Raw genomic sequence first — 19,744 nt, forward strand, 5'->3', positions numbered from 1 at the left:
ATCCGGAGCCACCGGAAAGAACAGGTTCAGGCGGAGTACTGTCCTGTTAACTTAACAAGATAACAGGATGTTTATTTATCAGGGCATAAGGAGCCTGTCCCGCGCCGCACGCAGACGCTGCTCACCGCGGCGATCGTACTGCTGGGTCGTGGTGACGCTGGCATGGCCCATCGCGTCCCGGATGGTGATCAGATCCTCCCCGTTATCCAGCATCGCGGTGGCAAAGGTTCGCCGCAGATCGTGCGGGGCGCATTTTTCAATCCCGGCCTGACGCTGGCGCACCTGCAGGATGTGGTACACGGCCTGGTCGGTAAGGCGGTCGTTCGTCAGGGTGTCGAAACGGCGGATGCGGGTGAACAGCGGCCCGGGCGTCCCATCCCGGACCTGGTCCAGCCAAAACTGCAGCCGCTGCCAGGTCCCGGCCGGCATATAGGCCAGCCGCTCCTTGTTCCCTTTTCCCAGCACCCGCAGGGCCCGGTCCTGCGTGACAACGTCACTGAGATCCAGCCCCACCACCTCAGAGCGGCGCAGGCCGCAGCCCAGCATAACGGCCAGCATGGCGGCGTCCCGCGGCCCGAGACTGCTGCGATCCGCATCACACATGGCAAACAGGGCCCGGATCTCCTCCGGCGGCAGGGCCCGGCCGGACGGCAGCCGGCTGCCCCGCAGGTTCCGCACCGCCCGGATATGCTGGAAGCTCTCCACGTCCATCAGCCGGAGCATCCAGGCTTCCTTCGCCACGCCCTTGAGCGCTGACAGATAGGTGTTGACGGTGGCCGTGGCCCGGCCGGTGTCACGCAGCAGTTCGGTGACGGCCATAATGTGATGCCTGCGCAGACTGCCCCAGCTGCAGGCGTCCGCGCTTACGGCCCCGAGCATCCCGGCGACGATCCCGAGGAAGGAGGTCATGGTCTGCCGGCTGCGGGGCGAGTTCAGGGACAGGAGATAGGCCCGGGCCGGATTAACCGGGGCGTCACGGCAGGACAGGGCCGGGAGAAACTCCTCATCCAGCGGGCTCGCTTCTGTCAGAAGATTACGTTCCTGTCCGTCATCAGGTAACAGGCTCATGTCAGGCTCCGGTCCGGCCGGAAAACGTCCGGCGTGCTGCGTGAAAAAACGGGGGAAATGGCCCCGTGAAGCTTACTGCAGAAAGTCTACTTTTTCAAAGGTACATTTTAATAAGTAGACTCAAAAAAGGCCCCTAGTGGAGCCAAATGCATTACAGGAATAAATTTTCATTAACATCATTCTTAAAGTAAGAATAAATGCACTTTATTGAAATGGCTAGCAGACCTAAACCAAATATATACTTTAAAATATCTACAATAGAAGAGCCGAAAATCTCAAGTTTAGATTGTAAATACGTGATTTTCCGAAGATTCATGATCTTATTATCAACAAAAACAAGATCTGCAGTGCCATAAATTTTAATTTTCTTACTTTTATTAACTAGCCCATACAAATTCCCTTCAGAAATGATTATCTCCGATTCTGGCCTTAACGACACATGTTTCCCATTGATACTAAACTGGGAGATACCTGTTGCTCTCAGAGAAGTTAATTTCCCATTACTTATATCATCATAAATTTTATCAAGCTTCTGGTATGTTTTCTTATAGAAAGCAAAGTCAGTCTTAAGCAGTACGTAAGGGCTATTGTTGTAATTGATAATATCATCTGGTTTTAAGACAAGTAAAAAGCCCGTCAAATAATTAGCGTTAACGCTATAACTATTTGTTAATTCAGATATTTGCTGATATTCGCATTTCATCTTCTTATTTTTATCAAGCCTAGACAAGGGAGCGACATGATTTTCAATTTTATATTTCTTATTATTGATCACTATATCATATTTATAATCATGCAAAATGCCATTTGTAGTTATTGGCATAAATGCGAAAGCAACCATTAATTGCGCATTGTTTGATTCAAATGTTATTTGAGAATTAGTAACACTTGAGGCTAGCATATATTCATCATCTTGCTTGCTCAAACTTAACCTTGATGCCGCTTTAGGTATCACATCCGCGGATTCACCTTGTATGAACCCCATCATCGGAAGTTTCTGTGTAATTTCTATCTTTTTCACATTCAGAAAAGATTTTTTAGCATCAAGCGGTACATTGTGAAGTAAATTTGGAAGTGCATAACAACCTGAGACGATATAGATATCAGCTCCACTTAAACCCTTTATATCATTAAAGATCAAACTACCATTTTTCATTACGTCCAAATATGTTGGTGTGTCTGTTTTTTTATCATTTAAAAACCCAAATGATTCCTCATTATCTTTTACACCTACATAAGCGATGTCTGAGCCTTCAGATACATCCATCTCAATCTCTACGGCTTGCCTAGCAAATAACAAATATATAACGGCGGTTATAAACATTGCTATTATTATTGCAGCAATCAATGGAAGCATTGCCGATAATACCATTGGGATTTGTTTTGTTTTATTAAGGTAATAAAGGAGCGAGTTTGATAAACACACAAACAGAGACAACAAAATCGCTCCAAAAAGATTGTAAAGTATGTTTAGTAAAATATTATTCATAGCTATATCGTCTAACGCGTGTATTAAAACCACATCTGTTATTGTTAGTACGATCCATGTGAGAGCTAATAAAGTTAAATAACCTTTAATCCTATGCTGTATAAAGACAGTTCCAATAAATACTGCAACGGCAGAGATGAGATACCATGCTGCTCCTTGTGAAAAATAAAATTGTTTTATGTAATCAAGTTTCATTGAGCATTCATAACAATTACCTTTTGTGAAGGCAGCTGTAAAATATTGAAAGAGAACTCCACTACAAAGAAGAAAATACACCGAGGAAGTATAGAAAAACGCCAGAAACGCAAAGTCAAATTTTTTGCTAAATATCTTTTTTACAATTTCTCTTTCTGATACAAAAGCCATAGCAAGTCCATGTTAGAAGCCTTTAAGGTTGACTTTTAATCATACGCAACAAAACATCTACTTTCTAGCAACCAATTTCATTGCTCGATACAGTGTTGATAGCGAAAAACTGTATCGACGACATTATCCAAACGCTTATCGACATTCATCTGGAAAATGAGCTAACGAACATGTAATATTCGAAACATCTGCAATCGTCTTGTGGTGGGACATATTGCTGATTCAGATTACTTTTGTGACCTAATTCAAACTGAAGGTTTGACTGCTTTGTGGTGAGGCAGCTAGGTGGCAGAAGATGGTTTTACGGAAGAAATGCGGACTTCCGTAAACAAACAGAGACAGGACGTGTCCGTTAAAACGTTCAGGAGCAGGTGACGGGGTTTCCCCGGAGCCTGAATGCACAAACCCCCCGAAATCTGTCTGAAACTTGGCGGAATCGTCAGATATCAGGGGGTCCAAAAGCAGGCGCGACGCCTGTGAAGGATTATAACGCATGCACCATAGAAAACAACACCCGGCCGCCATAAGAACAGGCCGCCGTGAATGACAATCAAAAACCTTTCCACTGGTCTGAGCTTCCGGCCGATGAGTTGACCCGTTTCTGGCAGGAAGTCGATGCCGGAACTCAGGATGATTTTCTCATCGTACCAGCCAAAAAACGGACCCGCCGTACGCGCGGTGACCATTCAACTCGTGCCAAATGTGAATTTCCGGTGTGGTATCGCCCGGCGCATTATAAAAAGCTTTCCGGGGAACTGGGCCATGCCTACAACCGGCTCGTGATGTTTGACAGGACGACTGGGCAGTCCAGGCTGCGTAGTCACGTCTCGCGCCATCCTCTTTACGTTACTGGTCGCCGGAAGGCAGGCCGAAAATACGGTTTCCGTCCCGAACGTCAGCGCCTTATTGATGCTCTCTGGCCCCTGCTCGTCAGTTTCTGCGATGCCGGCAAGCATACAGTCGGCATGTGTATTTCTCGCCTGGCGAAAGAACTGAGTATGAAAGATTCTAAAGGCAACGTCATACCGGAAACCGAGGTGACGGTGTCACGCTTGTCACGCCTTATTGAAGAACAAGTACGCTTTGGCGTACTGGGTCTGGCAGAAGAACGTATCTGGGATCGTGAATCCCGCTCCTGGCTCCCTGTTTATGTCTATATCACTCCCGCTGGTTTTAAAATGTTGGGTGTCAATATGGACAAACTGCTAAAAGAACAGGAGAAGAAACTTCGTCTCAGCGCTGAGCGTGAACGACTGATTCATGAAGGTGCGATGACCGAACATGATGATATTACCCCACATAAGGCCCGACAGTACTGGTCAGTTCAGAAGCGGCGTGATGCCCTCACTTACCGCCGGAAGAAAGGGGCTGAACGCAAGCGAGCCAACAATCTGATTAAGCTACCAGCAGAAGAACGTCTTCATGTCATGGAAAAATGGATTTTCAAAACCCTTTCACATGATGAAGCGTACTGGTGTACGCCTGAACGACTGACCCAGTTGGCCGTACAGCATCTGTATCAGCTGGATCTGGCTCTGTCACCTCCGGATTAACAGCGACACAAACCGCTAAGCTCTCTTTCTGTATACATGTCCCTGACCGGGGCTTTTTGTGCTGGTTTTTTCCGGGAAAGTCGCGCATTTATTATTCACCGCACATTGTCTGCCTGAGTATTCAGAAGTAAAACTTCCCATCCTGACGGCACAGAATGTCGATCATCCAGGTTTTCCACAGAAATCCGCAAAGGGATAAGTCGTGCTTTCCGGAAATGAACAACAGGGAACCCGCAAAATTATCTAACCCCCTTTTTTATCACTCTGTTCATTACATTCCAGAGTGGATCTTTGTCTTCTGCCACTTTGTGGATATCAATAATGCCTTCGCATGCAGCGGCCTGACGGCCACGCGCTCAGATAAAATCAAAGCTTCCCCCCCGTCGCAAGCGCCGGGTCCCGTTCTGGCCAGAACCCGACATCAGGCTCACACCTTACCCCTGCAAAACCGCCGCCGCCCCGGCCCAAAGGGCCGGAACAGCATCGCTATACGAGGGATGTTGTAACTAGAAATAAAGTCGCTTTTAGTAGCGTAGCTGGAAAGAATGAGTGACACGCTCGTAAGCGGCCCTCCGGGCCGCATAACGCGGAGATAAGCCCCGGCTTCGGCAAAGCCTCGCCGTGACCACTCCGATCGCGCACCGAAGCTACTGAGTCGCTTATAGCGGGTATGGCCCTGCAGGGGGAAGGTCAGTTAAGGCAGAAACTATCAATCCGCAGCGGCTAAAGCCGGTGACGGCGACCCTTACCGACAGAGACTGACATACCGATATTTGTCGCCTTTATGCCCTTGCGGGCATGTGAAGACAGAGCAGGATGCCTGCCAGTAACAGATGGCCGGCATAGGCGAAGTAGAAGAAATTTCGTGGCATAAAACGCTGGCCATCTTCGCCGGTGTGCTTCTGTGCCAGGGTGACGGCAAGGAGAGGCAAAACCAGGGTCGGCAGTGTGACAAAAAGCAACGTGTCCGCCGGCGCGGAAACAAGATGCGAAACACCGTTCAGGCATGCCAGGGAGATAACGGCCGCCAGTTCTGCGGCCCGGTGCCATTTTTCCATTACGGGTGAGTAAACGACGGCCAGAGAACAGGCCAGAGCCAGTCCCGCCATTCCGAAGCTCCCGGGTGTCAAAGGAACAATCAGAGCGGCAACGATCATCACCCCGATCATCAGTCCTTTCTTCCCGTATTGATGCTTCAGGGCAAGCAGCTGCGTTACGGCGGCAAACACGAAGAGAATATTCAGGGCATATCCGGGCAGCTGATGGCGGAACGCCAGCATGAACGCCGGCTGGGTCAGTAATGCCCACATCCACAGACGGTTCGCGCGATGCTGCAGGCGTTCGGGATTGCCATGCACGTTCATCGCCCATATAAGCGTGAACAGGGGGAAGGCCATCCGGCCAAGCGCATACATCAGCGGATCGAGTGGGGTTATAAACAGCGTGTTGACGTGGTCGATCAGCATGGCCATAAGTGCCAGAACCTTCACCAGGTCCAGAGCGGCAGGACTGATCCCTGCAGGAAACAGATTTAATTGACGTATTTGGGCTGGCAGAATCACAGTCTTTACTCTCCTGACGGCAGGCATTCAGAAGCCAGGTCTGAACCCATAGCCAGAAAGCCCTGCCTGTATGGCTCGATATTCTGACCCTGAGTTTTTCAAGGATCTTACGTGCTGCAAACTCAGTCTTATCGCGCAGAACCCGCATGCAACCAGATGTATCTTTATTCTGTATACAGATATTTAAAATATGAAAATCGTTCATTCACTTCCCTTCCTGACCTTATAATTATCGGCAGAAGGGAAAAAAAGTTTAGGTTAAAGTTTGTATGTCTTATCAAAAAAACATCCTCTCGATCGTTAGCTGTTACATAACATTCTTTATTGCCTTAGTTATCCCGGCTTATGAATATTTTAAAAAAAACGAACAAAAGTAGAAAAGATGGCATTAAAATACACACCCATCCCAGAACCGGGTCATCCATTGCGCTTGAGAAGCACAACTCCCCTATACAGGTCGGTTCTGTGTTAAGTATTCTGATTCCCATTAAAAATATATATACCAGAGAATAGACAGCACAGGCCATTAAAGTAAAAAAGCCGACACCTTTACAAAGTTTCCCTACATCGATAGTAACTTTCATTGATTTAACCCCTGCTTATTTATCTGATGTACTGGTATCCGGAAGCTGCTGTTCCGCAGCCGCAGCCGCATGCCTTTCTCGTATCTCTTTTGCGGCTTCCTTCCATGTTTTCGTCCATTCTTCATCCATCCGACCTTCGCTGACAATTTTCACTGCAATGGCATAAGGCGTTCTTCCAAGCTTCTCTGAAAGCCAGAGGATATGATTATTAATATCATGGTCAGGTATATCGTCAATAATGGACCGAATGGTTTCTGATTCTTCCTGGATCCATATTTTACCGGTTCGTGGAAAAACAATATCTGGTTCACGCGGCTTTTTTATTTTATCAGCTTTTGCCTGCTTACGGGCTTCTTTTGATGCAGAAATGACACGCAGCCTTTCTTGTAGTCCACCCATTACCGCCACCGTTCTGACCATATTTTCACGCTGTTCACGGTTAAGTAAGTCATCCTCGCAAATAAGTGCATTCAACGTTTCAATAAGGTCATCGACTTTTTTCTCGGTTAGCTTATTGCTCATGGACTTGTTCCCTGTAATTGGTTCTCATTTTGAATAAGATGTGCTGAATAGCTTATATTCAGTCCCGTCATATTCGTGCGCAGGTCATTCATCATTCCGGCGTTTGTCACGCACACCCGGGCGTTCAGATTACCCTGCCACGCTTTTGAGGTCACAATGGTCAGTTGTCCTGGAGAGGCAAGCTCCCTGCTTCCTGCACGCAGATCCTCTTCCACCGCATGTAGATAGACAGGTGAGGCGGCGATAACAAAGCGATCGTGCGGGCATGCCTGCATCAGCTTCTGCAGTGAAGCGCAACGGCGAGCCGTTGGCGGGGATGTTGTCAGGCGAGACCAGTGTTCCCGATGGCGGAATGGCATCGATGCAAACGTCGCTTCATAGGACACGATAGTGTCGGTGACATGAAGTAATCCGAGTCCAGCCGAAATCACCCACAGTTCCGCCCCGGTACTGGCGGCTGCGGCCACAGCCCGTCGCCAGTGCTGCCGGTGTACAACGCTCCCGCCGGCAGAGTTCCCCCAGTGCTCCAGGACCGTTTCAGCATTTTACCCCAGTTAATATAAGCTGGTTTGCCGTTTTCTGTGTACGGGAACACCGTCTCACCGACTGCTATGGTTTTGCGCTGCGTGCAGGTGACTATCAGGTGAGTACGGCCGGACCCGCTGGCCCGGCTCAGGACTTTTCCGCTGAAGCACTTCCTTCTGAATCGGGCTGCTCACTGCCCTGAAGGAAATCGGATGCCGGTACCGGAACACCTTCTTCCGGAGTAGAACTTTCATTAATCTGCGTACGCACGGCCATGCCGGCTGCATGGCAGCAGCCGAACCACTGCGCCACCTGAAGGGGATCGCCCTCCAGTCGGGTAACTTCGCCCGCGACGTCCCACAGCTGCAGGCAGGTCCGGCCATTAAGGCACACCACAAAGTCGGCACGGCAAGCCATATGACAGATGCCGTCCAGCTCCACCATTCTGTCATATGGCTTGCCAGTGTCAGTACCGCTAGCGCCAGGTAGTACAACCACTCTTTCTCTTCGGCGGCGTTCTGATTCTGCAGCCTGTTCGGCCTCCAGGAGTGGACTGGCGATTTGGCGGCCGGCATCCGTCAGCTCGACGGCCAGCTGAAGATTTTGTGCGCGCAGGGTGCGCAGCCAGCCCGCGGTCTCCATGCGCCGGCAGGAGGCACGGAGGTTTGGCCCGTACACGGGAGCGTCCCCCGCCTCGGTCATCAGGCGTTCAATGAGACGGGTAGGTACGGGGGTTCCGGGATGACGTGCCTCCAGTGCGGCCAGCACAATCAGTACCCGCCGCTGCAGCGGTGATGGTCGGCGTGCCTGAGTCATTGCTTATCCGTCTCCGGCCAGATGAGTTTTCTGAGGCGCTGCTGATCGGCGTCAATGAGCGCTTTGGTTTGTTCGTAATTGTTCAGTGGCGCACCATTGATGGCCAGTTCATACCAGAATCCCAGAATGGCGCTGGCCTTACCCGATTCGCTGATGTACTTAGCGCCCTGGCTGTCCAGCTCGCACTCACGGATACGCTCTTCCGCTATCCGGGTCAGTTGCTCATAGCTGAGTGAAAAATTCAGTTCCTTCTCCATCCTGCACGCTCCGTCTGATAATGTCCGGTTAGGTGTAAAATCATATTGTGAATTATTTTGTACTTATCAAGTACAGATCATATCAGATATGATGTTAATGAATTACGACATATATCACATTAAGTATGATTTAGTGTGCATTGCTCAATAATCATATCCTTTGCCAGCTTGCCGCCTGGCAGATCCAAAAAAAGGCTAAGTCGGATCTGGACTAATTAAACGTATGGAAGGGAGAACGAGATACGGCAGAAAGGGGTTCAAAGCAAAAGGCAGGTGGGAACGGAAGGTCCGCTTTGAGCTGTGAATTCAATGGGTCGATGCAACGCTATTCGTAATCAAGGAAGCCATTATTAAAGCCGAGTTCCTGTAAACTGGACAGATCCAACACATAAAAACATGGAAATTGAACAGATGGGAAAATCAACAAGTTCGCATGAGTATGATGGCCCGTATTTCATACTGCATCATGACCGCCTCCGTCCCGGAGATATTATTTTGGAGCGGGGATATGAAATGCATTCAGATATAATCTGCAAGAATACCGGCAGCCACTACTCTCATGCAATGATATACGTCGGCGGGACGATTATTGAAGCAACAAGGGACGGGGGCGTATTCAGTCGGATTCCAAACCGATCGGCGGTAAGGGCCATATCTGATTTCAAAGTCCTTAGGCTTGCCAAAGATCCGGGAAGAGAAATAACAACAATTTTGTGCAATCAGGCTCGTTACCTCGTGGGCAGTCAGTATTCAGTTGCTGAAGCCATTTTAGTGAAGGGTCCTGTATTTACTCGGCAATTCAGAGAAAACAGCAGAAAACAGTTTTGTTCACGCTTAGTGGCGCAATGTTATAAAGAAGCAGGCATAAATCTTGTCAGTGATGCGAATTTCTGCTCGCCAGCTGATCTTGAACGGAGCGGGTTTCTGGTGACAGTACCGGATATGGTCCGCCCTGCTTCCGAACAAGAGGCTGCATTCGCGCTTGAGGTTTCGCCGCACGCCAGTCATGCTAAAAACACTGTTCGTTTTGTGGAAGCGGCACTCGTTATTTTAAAAAATCATGGTATCAAAACGGTGGGGGACTCAGACGGTGAAGTGACTGTCACGACGTTAAATGACATTACGCAGGCCGTGTTCGAAAACAGAACTTCTCCCGGACTTGACGGGGAAATGACAGAGGCCATGCAGGCATCAGGCTATCTAGATCATATTGAAATGGACAGGCAACAGAACCCATTTCGCTACGATTTTGATCTGTTCAGTGCCCGCATTAGCAAAAATGCTGACGGTAATGAAATTTCTGAGAGGCTTTGGGGAGAGGTCAACAAAGAAGCTCAGGTTCTTGTGCCCCGCCTGCAGTCATACATAAGCGGCAGAGATAATCTTGTATGGGGTCTGAAATATTTTGAAGCTGAATTTTCTATATATGAAGGCTTATTGCAGGCGCTGTATGACCGTACCGTAATCATAGTAGAGTACTCAGTTTTAAAAAAAGATATTCCATTTTTCAGTGAAATAAATGAACTGAGTAATGCTATTTTAAATGAAATCAGAAAGTATGCGCCGGAGATTGCGATTTCCTGAGAGGATCAATACTGTATAGCGCAGAACACATTCAATATGTGCCGGTTGTCGCGGCTGAGTCTTAGATACCAGATCCCTTCTGAAGATAACCCCCGCTTGCCATGAGCTAACATATTTACCGGCGGCCCTTAAGGGCCGCCTGCTGTTTCAGACTGCTGATCTTTCACAACTATCATCTTTGTTTTGCTCGTTATGCAAACCTAGCATTTATGCAATGCGTTACTAATTTCTGTCCTTCAAAGCTGTAATTTGTGATGGAGCAGTAATTGCTTAAAGTGATGCTGAGGTTACCGTGCTTTTTGTTTTCGCTTCTCATTTCAGCAGAGATCTGAAAACCTTCAAAGTCGGATCTGGACTGAGCCATCGTAAGGAAAGGTGAAGGAGATACGGCAGGAGGGAGTTCAAAGCTAAATACAGGTGTAAACCGAAGGTCCGCTTTGAGCTGTGAGTTCAACTGATGGACGCAACACACTTATTGAACCGTTCTGCCGGTGATTCATAGTCTAGCGTTTTTCTCGGCCTCTCGTTGAGCTGCCTGGCAATACTGTTTAGTCGTTGTTGGCTATGAACCGATAAGTCAGTTCCTTTTGGAAAATATTGTCTGAGCAATCTGTTCGTATTTTCATTTGAGCCACGTTGCCAGGGAGATTGAGGATCACAGAAATAAATCTGAATGTCTGTCGCTACAGTAAATCGTGTGTGGCTGGTCATTTCAGCACCACGATCCCAAGTTAATGTTTTATAAAGCTCAGCAGGTAATTCCCGGGCTTGTCTGATGAGTGCAGATATAACCGTTATGGTCTTGTTGTCTCGGACCTTCGCCAGCATAACAAAACGGGAATGACGTTCTACGAGGGTGATGATATAGGAGTTTTTCGAGCCCTGGATCAGATCGCCTTCCCAGTGACCCGGTATGGCTCTGTCTGCGGCTTCCGGTGGCCTTTCGCTGATAGGTATCGCCTTCGGGATTTTCCCTAATCCTTTCCCTTTAAGGGATGACGTTCGGGATCTACGCACCGCTCTTCCACTTCTGAGGCATTGCTGCAGTTCTTTTTTTAATGCTCCCCGGGTTTGTATAAAAAGCGTTTTATAAATCGTTTCATGTGACACATGCATTTCCTGATTATCCGGATAACAGCGTTTCAGCCAACCGGCGATCTGTTCCGGCGACCAGTCCTGATGCATCTTTTCTGCAATGATTTTACACAACGTGGAACTTCTAATTAGCTTGCAAGGTTTTGGTCTCAAAGCACTTTCCCACGCAGTAGCATCGGCTTTTGCTGCACGGTATTGTTTTGCACCACCGTGCCTACTGACCTCGCGGCTAATCGTTGAGGGCGCTCTTGATAATTTGGCAGCGATGTCCCTGATGCTGCGTTTTGCTACCAGTCCTCTGGATATTTCCTCCCTTTCATCAAGCGAAAGCGCTAACCTGTGTCGCTTTCGGACAGGGGGGCGGTATCCACCAGTCTGGTGGATAGTGGGCATGATAGAAGAATGATATCTGTCGAACATCCTTGCGATATCATGCAGGGAATCACCTTGCTTATATCTGTCCCAGATAATCGCCTTCTGCTCTGGCGTGTAGTAAATGCGCGTTCTTCGTTTCATGGCAACGTCCCCCTTGATTAAGGATAGCGTTGCATCGACCCGTTGAACTCACAGCGAAAAGCGGACATTAATGAGATCATGGGGCCAGTGAGCATCGACAAGTATGCCTATAATCATGCTCGTTGATTTTGGGCTTTAAATACTTTGCACATCAACATAACCCGCTGCCAGGTTGCTGATAAAACTGCATCAGAAGCTTAATTTATCCTGTTTTTTTGCCTGCAACTCCTTAACAATACCTAAAAAAGCAAGACCGACGGGAACAAGAGATCCCCACAAGACGGCGTTCCAGCCGTAGAGACTGAGCAGCGCTCCTGAAGAAAATGACCCGACGATCATCACCCCGAACACCACAAAGTCGTTCAGGGACTGGACCTGGGTTTTCTCTTCGGGACGGTGATATTCAATGATTTTCGCCGATGCGCCAGTGAAGCCAAAATTCCAGCCAAGGCCCAGTAAAATCAACGACAGCCAGTAATGGAAAATATCGGTTCCACCAAGACCGGCCAGGACAGAGCATGCAGTGATAAGCAGACCCGTCGCGGCGATACGCATGGCACCAAAACGGCTGATTAACTTGCCGGTGAAAAATCCCGGGCCGTACATGGCAATAACGTGCCACTGAATCCCCAGATTGGACGCCTGCTGAGAAATGCCGTGCATGTGCATCGACAGCGGTGCAGCCGTCATCAGGAAGTTCATCACCATATAGGTGACCGCGCCGCTAAATACGGTTCTGGCAAAGCCCGGCTGACGCACTATTTCGCGCAAAGGCCGCCCACCCGCTCTGGCTGCACTGGCAGGTTCGGCTGTTTTCACGCCGTTGAGGATAAACGCCGAGATGATGGCCACGAACGCCTGGGCAAGAAAGGTGACGGCAAAGGTGTGAGGTGGCCAGAGATGCATTGTTGCGGAAACCAGCATGGGGCCCACCACACCGGCGATCACCCCTCCTCCCATCGCCAGCGACAACGCCCGTGCCCGTCGTTCCGGTGTCACACCATCGGTGGCGGCGAAACGAAAGCTGAGCGCCACGGCTGCATATGCCCCTCCGATAAAGGCGGCAACGCAGAAGAGGATGAATGAGCCAATCAGGACGGCCAGTGCAGCGATCAGTCCGGTAATCACCCCCGCCCCGGTGCCGACCATAAAGGCAGCCTTACGGCCATTTTTTCGCGCCAGTGAACCTAACGGCAGGATGCAGGCCGCCATGCCCAGAACAAACATGGTGATGGGCAGCGTAGCCAGAGAACTACTGGGCGCGATAGCGTTACCCACAATGGCCCCCGTGGCATAAAAAACCACCGAGTTAGCACCGGCGAGAGCCTGGGCGGCCGAGAGGCGAATGATATTATTGTTCTGGTCTGCAACAGGCAGGAACGGTTCTGTGGACATGGGATTAATTATCCTGATTCATTGTGAGCACCATCCGGTAACGCGCCTGACCCATCTTCAGCCTGTTGAGCGCCTCATTGGCCTGCTCAAGCGGCAGTTGTTCTGTGACGGGCAACGTCTGAAAGAGGTGGCTGAAACGCAGCGCACGTTCGGTTTGAGCGGGCGTGCTGACGAAGGAACCTGACAGCGCGCGTTCCGCGCCAATCATCATGCCCGGCATAATCTGCAGGGGCGTTCGTCCGGTCCCCAACAGGATCGCTTTCCCCTGGGGGGCCAGAGCAGGCAGCAGGCCTGAGACCTTTTCTGAATCCGAAGCCGTGGCCAGAATAAAATTCACCCCGCCGTCAGCTTTAAGGCGCGCTGATGCGTCTTCACTGAGCGCATCGATGTAGTGATGCGCGCCCAGCTGAAAGGCCGCACGTTCTTTTTCATGGCCACGCGCCACTACCGTCACCTCAAAACCCATTTTACGGGCGTACTGAACGGCCATGTGGCCCAGTCCCCCCATCCCGAGAACAGCGACTCTGTCGCCTGCCCTGGCGCCGGAATGACGCAGCGCGTTAAAGGTAGCCGTACCGGCGCAGAGGATCGGGGCGGCATGCACGGAAGAGAGTTCTGCGGGAATAGCGATCAGCGCGGTATAACGCATGACAACGTACTCGGCATAGCCGCCATCGCAGCTGAGACCTGGCGTCAGCTGGTTTTCGCAAAGATGAAAAAGTCCGCTGCGACAGGGGTTGCAGTGTTGACAGTAACCGCCCAGACGCCCGACCCCGACTCGCTGGCCGGTTTGCCAGATATCGGGCACCCTGTCGCCCTTGCGCGCAATGTATCCAACGATTTCATGTCCCGGGATACGCCCGGGCTGGCCCTCCTGCGGCGCTTTTTCCGCGTCCCGGAGATCGGCACCGCATACTCCGCATGCATCAATTTTGATAAGCACCTCATCCGGGCCGGGAGCGGGTATCGGTCGCTCTGTCATTTCCAGCACACCGGGGGCAACGATCTGCATAGCGCGATATTTTTTATTCATAAATTGCACCGGTAAAAAGGGGGAGTATCAGATGGCAAGGGCGACAAGGAAACGCGACACCATGTTATAGGCCGCAACGGTCGCGACAGCTTCCACGGTCTCTTTTTCCCCAAGCCGGCGTTTCAGTTCGTCGATGATGTCTGCATCCACGACCACTCCGTGCGTTGACTGGTCGGTAAGCCGGATGAGCAGGGTTTCGGTTTCATTAAACAGGGATGACACTGAGGCAGGCTCAAGTGCAGCCGCTTTTTCAGCCGTTCCGCCTGCATCCAGATAAGCAGGGTAATGCACGTTCCATTCAAATTCTGCTTTGTTGAGTGAGGCAACACGCAACATGATCAGTTCCCGGTATTCAAGGCTGAGGGAAAATTGCTGACGAACCCGGACCATCAGTTCATTCCAGCCTGTGGCCAGCGGAAAGCTTTTAAGCAATATGCGGTCAATGCCAATCAGTTCCCCACCGGGACGTCGGGCTTTCATCGCGTTAAGCAGGTCCGCATCGACAGGCTCACCATCCTGCCAGGGGGTCACGCGTGGTGTGGTCATGGTGTTTTCTCCAGGTTAAACAGGGTATCCGGACCGCATCAGATAAGAATTAAATCACCCTCTATCGTCATGTTCTGAGCCAGTAACCACCGGTTAAGGGAGGCGTTGATGACCCGCTGATGGATGCATTCGAACTGATGGGCCGTCCCGTTCCCGCTGACGTGAATGACATACTGCAGCCTGCCAGCAGAGATATCTGTGGTTTTTTCACAGTGCCGGGATATTCCCGTCGGAAGCTCACCGCGGGTCTCAATATCAAGATGGGTCAGCGTGATGCCCGCACCAATGCCTTCCTGAACAAAGGCAGCCGTCATGCAGGCGTTAAAAGCTGCCAGCAGCAGATCCTGAGGACCGGGCGCCCGCCCTTCGCCACCCAGCGCGACAGGTTCATCTGAATCGATAACGTGACTTTGGCGCTTGTCACCCGTCATAGACTGGCAACGCGTGCGGCTGGCCATACCCCCCTGCCATGTGGTGACAAGGTCATAGTTTGCGGTCTGGATTTGCATAAGTACTCCAGTGCCGCACACGGTCGCCCGCGTGCGGCAGAGTCATCAGGCGTTACGGCCAGCCATCACGCCGCCATCAATATCCCAGATGGCGCCGGTGACCCAGCCAGTCTTGTCCGAAAGCAGGAAGGCAACGGTCTCCGCGATATCGACAGGGGTACCCACGCGGCCAATCGGGTGGAAGCTGTCGAAGCTGTTCATCACGTCCTTCACGTCGTCTTTCGGAATGAAGCCTTCGTAAATCGGCGTGTGAACAACGGCCGGAGAAACGGCATTCACGCGGATGCCTTTTTCACCCAGCTCAATCGCCAGGTTTTTGGTCAGTGCATGCAGACCGGCTTTCGCCATGGAGTAGGCAGAAGACGGAGTGGCACCGATAGCCTGCTGCGCCCACATGGAGCCGATATTGACGATAGAGCCTTTAATGCCGGCCTCAACCATGTTGCGCACCACGTCGCGGGTAATGAAGAAGGTCGCGCGGTTGATGTTCATGTACATGTCGTAATCAGACATCTCGTGTTCGGTGAACGGTTTCGGGAAGAATACGCCAGCCGCATTCACCAGCAGGCTGATATCTTTGTGTTCGGCGTTAACAGTGTTCACTACGTGCTGCATCCCTTCTTCTGTCATCAGGTCGGCAACGATGATAGAAACCTGACCGTCTGCAGCCAGCGCCTGGCGAGCCTGCTCGGCTTTGTCCTGGCGATTGCCAACAAGCACAACGCTGCCACCGTTTTTCAGAACCAGCTTCGCCGTTTCGAAACCCATACCGCTTGTACCACCGACCACTAACAGTTTTTTACCGGAGAAAGATGCGTTCATCGCTAACCTCTTTACATTCATTGGATTGTCATTGATGAGAAGGCAGCCCCCTCATCCTGTGAAATCAGAATGCCACCCTCCCCCGGTATTGACGAATGAGAAGAAATTGCGAAGCAGGAAAGAAAATCTTTCTCGTTAACGTATACTGAAGAAAATAATGAGTCAGGAAATATGAAATGAGATCGCTAAATCGGCTGAAATGGCTGCATGCTTTTGAAGCTACAGCCCGGCATGGAAGTTTTACTGGCGCGGCACAGGAGCTGGGCGTTACGCCAGCCGCAGTAGGCCAGCTTGTCCGCGCACTGGAAGACTGGGTGGGACATCCGCTTCTTCACCGCACCCGTTCAGGGAAGGAGCGCCTGACGCTGGTTGATGAAGCACAAGAAGCCCTGCTGGACATCACCCAGGGATTGGACAAACTGGAATCTGGCCTGAACAAACTACGCGGACGTCGCGCGCGTTCGGTCGTTGTAGTAACCGCCTCTCAGGTACTGATGATGAACTGGCTAATGGAACGACTGAACCGGTTCTCAGAAACCCATGAAAGTATCGACCTGCGGCTTAACGTTACGGAAAAACTGATGGACGTGTCGCACGGGGAGGCGGATATCGGTATCCGTTGTGGACAGGGGGACTGGCCGGGCGTCAATAAAACTTGGCTGATGGATGAAGAAGCCGTGCTGGTATGCAGTCCGCGTATTGTTCCGGAAGGCAAATTAACCTGTGGTGAGTGGCTCGCCACGCAAAAGCTTATTTATGATGATACCCCTCATCCCGGCGCAGATTTTCCATCGTGGGACAAGGTGCTCCAGACTGTGAATGCCCCCGAGGCACTTGAAAGCGGACTTCATATCAATTCAACCTCAGCGGTGATTCTATCCGCTCTGAGCGGTCGCGGTGTAGCTATCGTACGATATGCTCTGGTGAAGAAACTTATCGAAACCGGACAGCTTGCGCAGCTGCAGCCCGACTATCGCTGGCCGCTAAAATGGTCGTATTATCTGGTAACCCCGCAGCAGCAGGTTATGCGTAGTGAAGTTAATATTTTTCACGACTGGCTACTTCAGGACGTCATGTCGGAAACTGAATAATATCCAGGCACAGGCATCAATCGATCGCGTAATGCCTCTTCCGCTACCAACATCACGACATAGAATTTCTTCACCGCTTCGCAAGAATATCTGATTTGTTGAAGTTACCGGGCTTTCTGATAATCGTCTCCAGTGAATGATATAGAACCTTGCAAATGCGCCAGAGGCATTGGCCAGGGACGTCATTTTTATCTAAAACCTATACCAACCGGAGCCCGACATGTTTTTAAACTGGAATGAATATCGCAGCGGCCTGCTCGCAACCATCGGTAAATTTGCCAAACTGCAGCCAGAATTTATGAAAGGCTTTCAGCAGATGGACAAAGGCGCATCTGAAAACAAACATCTTGATCCTAAGACACACGAATTAATAGCGCTGGCCGTTGCTGTCACCACGCGCTGCGATGGATGTCTTGCCGTACATGTTGATGCTGCGGTTAAGCACGGTGCTACCCGTGAAGAGATTGCAGAGGCACTGGCCGTCGCCATTAACCTGAACACTGGTGCAGCGCTGACTTACACTGCACGTGCCCTGGATGTTTACGACAGCCTGCCGAACAATTAACCCCCAAAGGGCACCTGCAAGGGTGCCGTATTATGAATATGATGTTACTGAATTCAGATTTCTCACAGCGTGCTGTAATGACGCCTGACCGCTACCAGTGGGTAGCCTCCCCTCAGCCTGGTGTCGAGCGAGTGATGCTCGACAGAATCGGTCGCGAACAGGCCCGGGCGACCAGTCTTGTCAGGTATGCCCCTGACTCTACTTTTCCCGTACACAATCACCCTGGTGGAGAAGAAATTCTGGTCCTGAGCGGTATCTTTACAGAGAACGGGATTGATTACCCGGCAGGCTGGTATCTGCGCAGCCCGGATGGTTCTTCTCATCAACCTTCGAGTCATGGCGGTACGACCATTTTCGTGAAGCTGCGCCAGATGAATCCTGAAGAATGGCAGCCTTTAAGAATCAATACGAAGGATATGTCGAACTGGCACGGTCAACCGAGAAGACAAGTGTGCCCTCTTTTCTCCAGTGCATCTGAAACCGTCATGCTACTGAAAATCGCCCCAGGCGAGCGTCTCTTTTGTACTCCCCTGACTGGAGGAGCGGAGCTGATGATACTGGAAGGGACCCTCACAGATCCGCAAGGTGAATATGAGAAAGGTAGTTGGTTACGGCTGCCGCCAGGAGATATGCCCGCATTGCTGGCCGCTGGGACGGATACTCTTCTCTATTTGAAAACGGGGCATCTTAGCCCTGAAACCCTGATCGGAGTCACTTCATGAGCGGCAAAGTTGTTATTATCGGCGCAGGTGTGAGTGGTTTATACGCCGCGACATTACTTGAAAAGGCGGGTGTGGCCTATACGATACTGGAGGCAAGAGATAGAGCCGGCGGGCGTGTGCTTTCAAGCCAGATGTTAGCAAACACCCCTGACGGACTTCATGTCGATATGGGGGCCACATGGTTCTGGCCAGAAATGCAGCCCGAACTCGCACGCCTTGTTAATGCGCTCGGCCTCTCTCTTATCCCGCAGACTCGCCCGGGAGAAATGCTGTTTGAGCGCCAGCGCCATTCTGCACCACAACGTTATCCATCGTATCAAACATCACCAGCATCATTTAGGCTCAAAGGCGGTATGCAGGCCCTGACATCTGCGTTGAAAAATCAGATCCCGTCCAGGAAAATTATGCTTGGCCAACAGGTCATGACTGTCTCCAGTAAAGGTCAAGAAGTACTGGTGCATAGCCGAGCGGAAGATGGTAAAAGCATGGCCTTCGCCTGCGATCACGTCCTGCTGGCTCTGCCCCCCGCACAGGCGGCAAAAATTGTTTTCAAACCCACTTTGCCCGATGGGCTGCTTTCTGGCTGGGGTAAGATCCCTACATGGATGGCTCCTCATGCGAAGTATGTCGCCTTATATAATAAAGACTTCCTGCAGCAACAAAACCTCTCTGGTGATGCAAGCAGTCATGTTGGGCCTATGGTAGAAATTCACGATGTATCTGAGCCAGAATCAGGTATCACCGCGATATTTGGCTTTATTGGTGTGCCAGCACAGGCGAGACAGACAGTCTCTGAAGCTGTACTAATGCAGATGTGCCGGGAACAACTTGTACGATTGTTTGGCCAGTCTGCGGCAGACCCCCTAAGGGAATTTATAAAAGACTGGGCAGCCGATCCTTTTACAGCGACAGAACAGGATTTACGGCAGGAGTTCGTGCACGCATTACCTGAACAGACGCCAGTGAACGAAGAATGGGCGGGTAAAATGATGGGAATTGCCAGTGAATGGTCGCCACAATTTTCAGGTTATCTTGCGGGCGCGGTTGATGCTGCATCAGAGGGAGTTAATCATTTACTGCAGCGATTATAAATTAAGGTAAGCCTCAGTACCGCTTGACCGGGC

19 protein-coding genes are annotated in these 19,744 nt (G+C 50.6%); 6 read left to right on the plus strand and 13 right to left on the minus strand.

The features are described 5' to 3' along the window. Positions 1-78 precede the first annotated feature (78 nt). Positions 79-1,068, minus strand: coding sequence for a tyrosine-type recombinase/integrase (locus tag ACOYA6_RS21340; protein ID WP_422655354.1), 990 nt, complete (start codon positions 1,066-1,068; stop codon positions 79-81). A 151-nt stretch (positions 1,069-1,219) separates the two neighbouring features. Continuing rightward, the gene (locus ACOYA6_RS21345; RefSeq protein WP_422655355.1) at positions 1,220-2,923 is read right to left on the minus strand and encodes a hypothetical protein; all 1,704 of its coding nucleotides are present in this window, start codon (positions 2,921-2,923) and stop codon (positions 1,220-1,222) included. 539 nt (positions 2,924-3,462) lie between these two features. On the opposite strand from ACOYA6_RS21345, the gene repA reads away from it, so the two are divergent. After that, on the plus strand, positions 3,463-4,476 hold the full coding sequence (gene repA / locus ACOYA6_RS21350) for a plasmid replication initiator RepA (protein WP_422655356.1): 1,014 nt from the start codon (positions 3,463-3,465) through the stop codon (positions 4,474-4,476). Between the two features lie 782 nt (positions 4,477-5,258). Here repA and ACOYA6_RS21355 read toward each other — a convergent pair. The 5 genes from ACOYA6_RS21355 to ACOYA6_RS21375 all read right to left on the minus strand — a co-directional run bounded on the left by ACOYA6_RS21355 (position 5,259) and on the right by ACOYA6_RS21375 (position 8,742). Next, positions 5,259-6,038, minus strand: a complete 780-nt coding sequence (locus ACOYA6_RS21355) for a TraX family protein (RefSeq protein ID WP_422655357.1) — start codon at positions 6,036-6,038, stop codon at positions 5,259-5,261. A gap of 599 nt (positions 6,039-6,637) precedes the next feature. After that, positions 6,638-7,144: a hypothetical protein gene (locus ACOYA6_RS21360; RefSeq protein WP_422655358.1), complete on the minus strand. Its 507-nt coding sequence runs from the start codon at positions 7,142-7,144 to the stop codon at positions 6,638-6,640. After that, complete coding sequence (locus tag ACOYA6_RS21365; protein WP_422655404.1) at positions 7,141-7,674, minus strand: DUF6884 domain-containing protein; 534 nt, start codon at positions 7,672-7,674, stop codon at positions 7,141-7,143. Before ACOYA6_RS21365 ends, ACOYA6_RS21360 begins: the two co-directional genes overlap by 4 nt. Before the next feature lie 142 nt (positions 7,675-7,816). Next, positions 7,817-8,167 carry a hypothetical protein gene (locus ACOYA6_RS21370; protein ID WP_422655359.1) on the minus strand — a complete coding sequence of 117 codons (351 nt, stop codon included), beginning with the start codon at positions 8,165-8,167 and terminating at the stop codon, positions 7,817-7,819. A gap of 314 nt (positions 8,168-8,481) precedes the next feature. After that, a complete protein-coding gene (locus ACOYA6_RS21375) occupies positions 8,482-8,742 on the minus strand; it encodes a hypothetical protein (protein WP_422655360.1) in 261 nt (86 codons plus the stop codon). 396 nt (positions 8,743-9,138) lie between these two features. Between ACOYA6_RS21375 and ACOYA6_RS21380 the strand changes: the two genes are divergently transcribed. Next, entirely contained in the window at positions 9,139-10,326 is a 1,188-nt protein-coding gene (locus tag ACOYA6_RS21380; protein WP_422655361.1) for a YiiX/YebB-like N1pC/P60 family cysteine hydrolase, read from the plus strand. A gap of 450 nt (positions 10,327-10,776) precedes the next feature. Here the strand turns inward: ACOYA6_RS21380 and ACOYA6_RS21385 are convergent, their stop codons facing one another. The 6 genes from ACOYA6_RS21385 to ACOYA6_RS21410 all read right to left on the minus strand — a co-directional run bounded on the left by ACOYA6_RS21385 (position 10,777) and on the right by ACOYA6_RS21410 (position 16,242). After that, entirely contained in the window at positions 10,777-11,937 is a 1,161-nt protein-coding gene (locus ACOYA6_RS21385) for an IS30 family transposase (protein ID WP_422655362.1), read from the minus strand. Between the two features lie 189 nt (positions 11,938-12,126). Then, the gene (locus ACOYA6_RS21390; protein WP_422655363.1) at positions 12,127-13,332 is read right to left on the minus strand and encodes an MFS transporter; all 1,206 of its coding nucleotides are present in this window, start codon (positions 13,330-13,332) and stop codon (positions 12,127-12,129) included. Between the two features lie 4 nt (positions 13,333-13,336). Then, positions 13,337-14,365 (minus strand): alcohol dehydrogenase catalytic domain-containing protein, encoded by a 1,029-nt coding sequence (locus ACOYA6_RS21395; RefSeq protein ID WP_164540468.1) that lies wholly within the window; start codon positions 14,363-14,365, stop codon positions 13,337-13,339. A 27-nt stretch (positions 14,366-14,392) separates the two neighbouring features. Then, entirely contained in the window at positions 14,393-14,911 is a 519-nt protein-coding gene (locus tag ACOYA6_RS21400; RefSeq protein ID WP_059307824.1) for a carboxymuconolactone decarboxylase family protein, read from the minus strand. A gap of 38 nt (positions 14,912-14,949) precedes the next feature. Next, a complete protein-coding gene (locus ACOYA6_RS21405) occupies positions 14,950-15,420 on the minus strand; it encodes an OsmC family protein (protein ID WP_422655364.1) in 471 nt (156 codons plus the stop codon). Positions 15,421-15,465: 45 nt separating this feature from the next. Beyond that, the gene (locus ACOYA6_RS21410) at positions 15,466-16,242 is read right to left on the minus strand and encodes an SDR family NAD(P)-dependent oxidoreductase (protein WP_422655365.1); all 777 of its coding nucleotides are present in this window, start codon (positions 16,240-16,242) and stop codon (positions 15,466-15,468) included. Positions 16,243-16,418: 176 nt separating this feature from the next. On the opposite strand from ACOYA6_RS21410, the gene ACOYA6_RS21415 reads away from it, so the two are divergent. The 4 genes from ACOYA6_RS21415 to ACOYA6_RS21430 all read left to right on the plus strand — a co-directional run bounded on the left by ACOYA6_RS21415 (position 16,419) and on the right by ACOYA6_RS21430 (position 19,711). Further along, positions 16,419-17,333, plus strand: coding sequence for a LysR substrate-binding domain-containing protein (locus ACOYA6_RS21415; RefSeq protein ID WP_422655366.1), 915 nt, complete (start codon positions 16,419-16,421; stop codon positions 17,331-17,333). 220 nt (positions 17,334-17,553) lie between these two features. After that, on the plus strand, positions 17,554-17,898 hold the full coding sequence (locus ACOYA6_RS21420) for a carboxymuconolactone decarboxylase family protein (protein WP_422655367.1): 345 nt from the start codon (positions 17,554-17,556) through the stop codon (positions 17,896-17,898). Positions 17,899-17,930: 32 nt separating this feature from the next. Then, the gene (locus ACOYA6_RS21425; protein WP_422655368.1) at positions 17,931-18,620 is read left to right on the plus strand and encodes a cupin domain-containing protein; all 690 of its coding nucleotides are present in this window, start codon (positions 17,931-17,933) and stop codon (positions 18,618-18,620) included. Beyond that, positions 18,617-19,711, plus strand: coding sequence for a flavin monoamine oxidase family protein (locus ACOYA6_RS21430; RefSeq protein ID WP_422655369.1), 1,095 nt, complete (start codon positions 18,617-18,619; stop codon positions 19,709-19,711). The genes ACOYA6_RS21425 and ACOYA6_RS21430 overlap by 4 nt, the downstream gene beginning before the upstream one ends. Positions 19,712-19,744 lie beyond the last annotated feature (33 nt).

The organism is Leclercia barmai (genome assembly GCF_049312895.1).
GTDB classification, from domain to species: domain Bacteria; phylum Pseudomonadota; class Gammaproteobacteria; order Enterobacterales; family Enterobacteriaceae; genus Enterobacter; species Enterobacter barmai.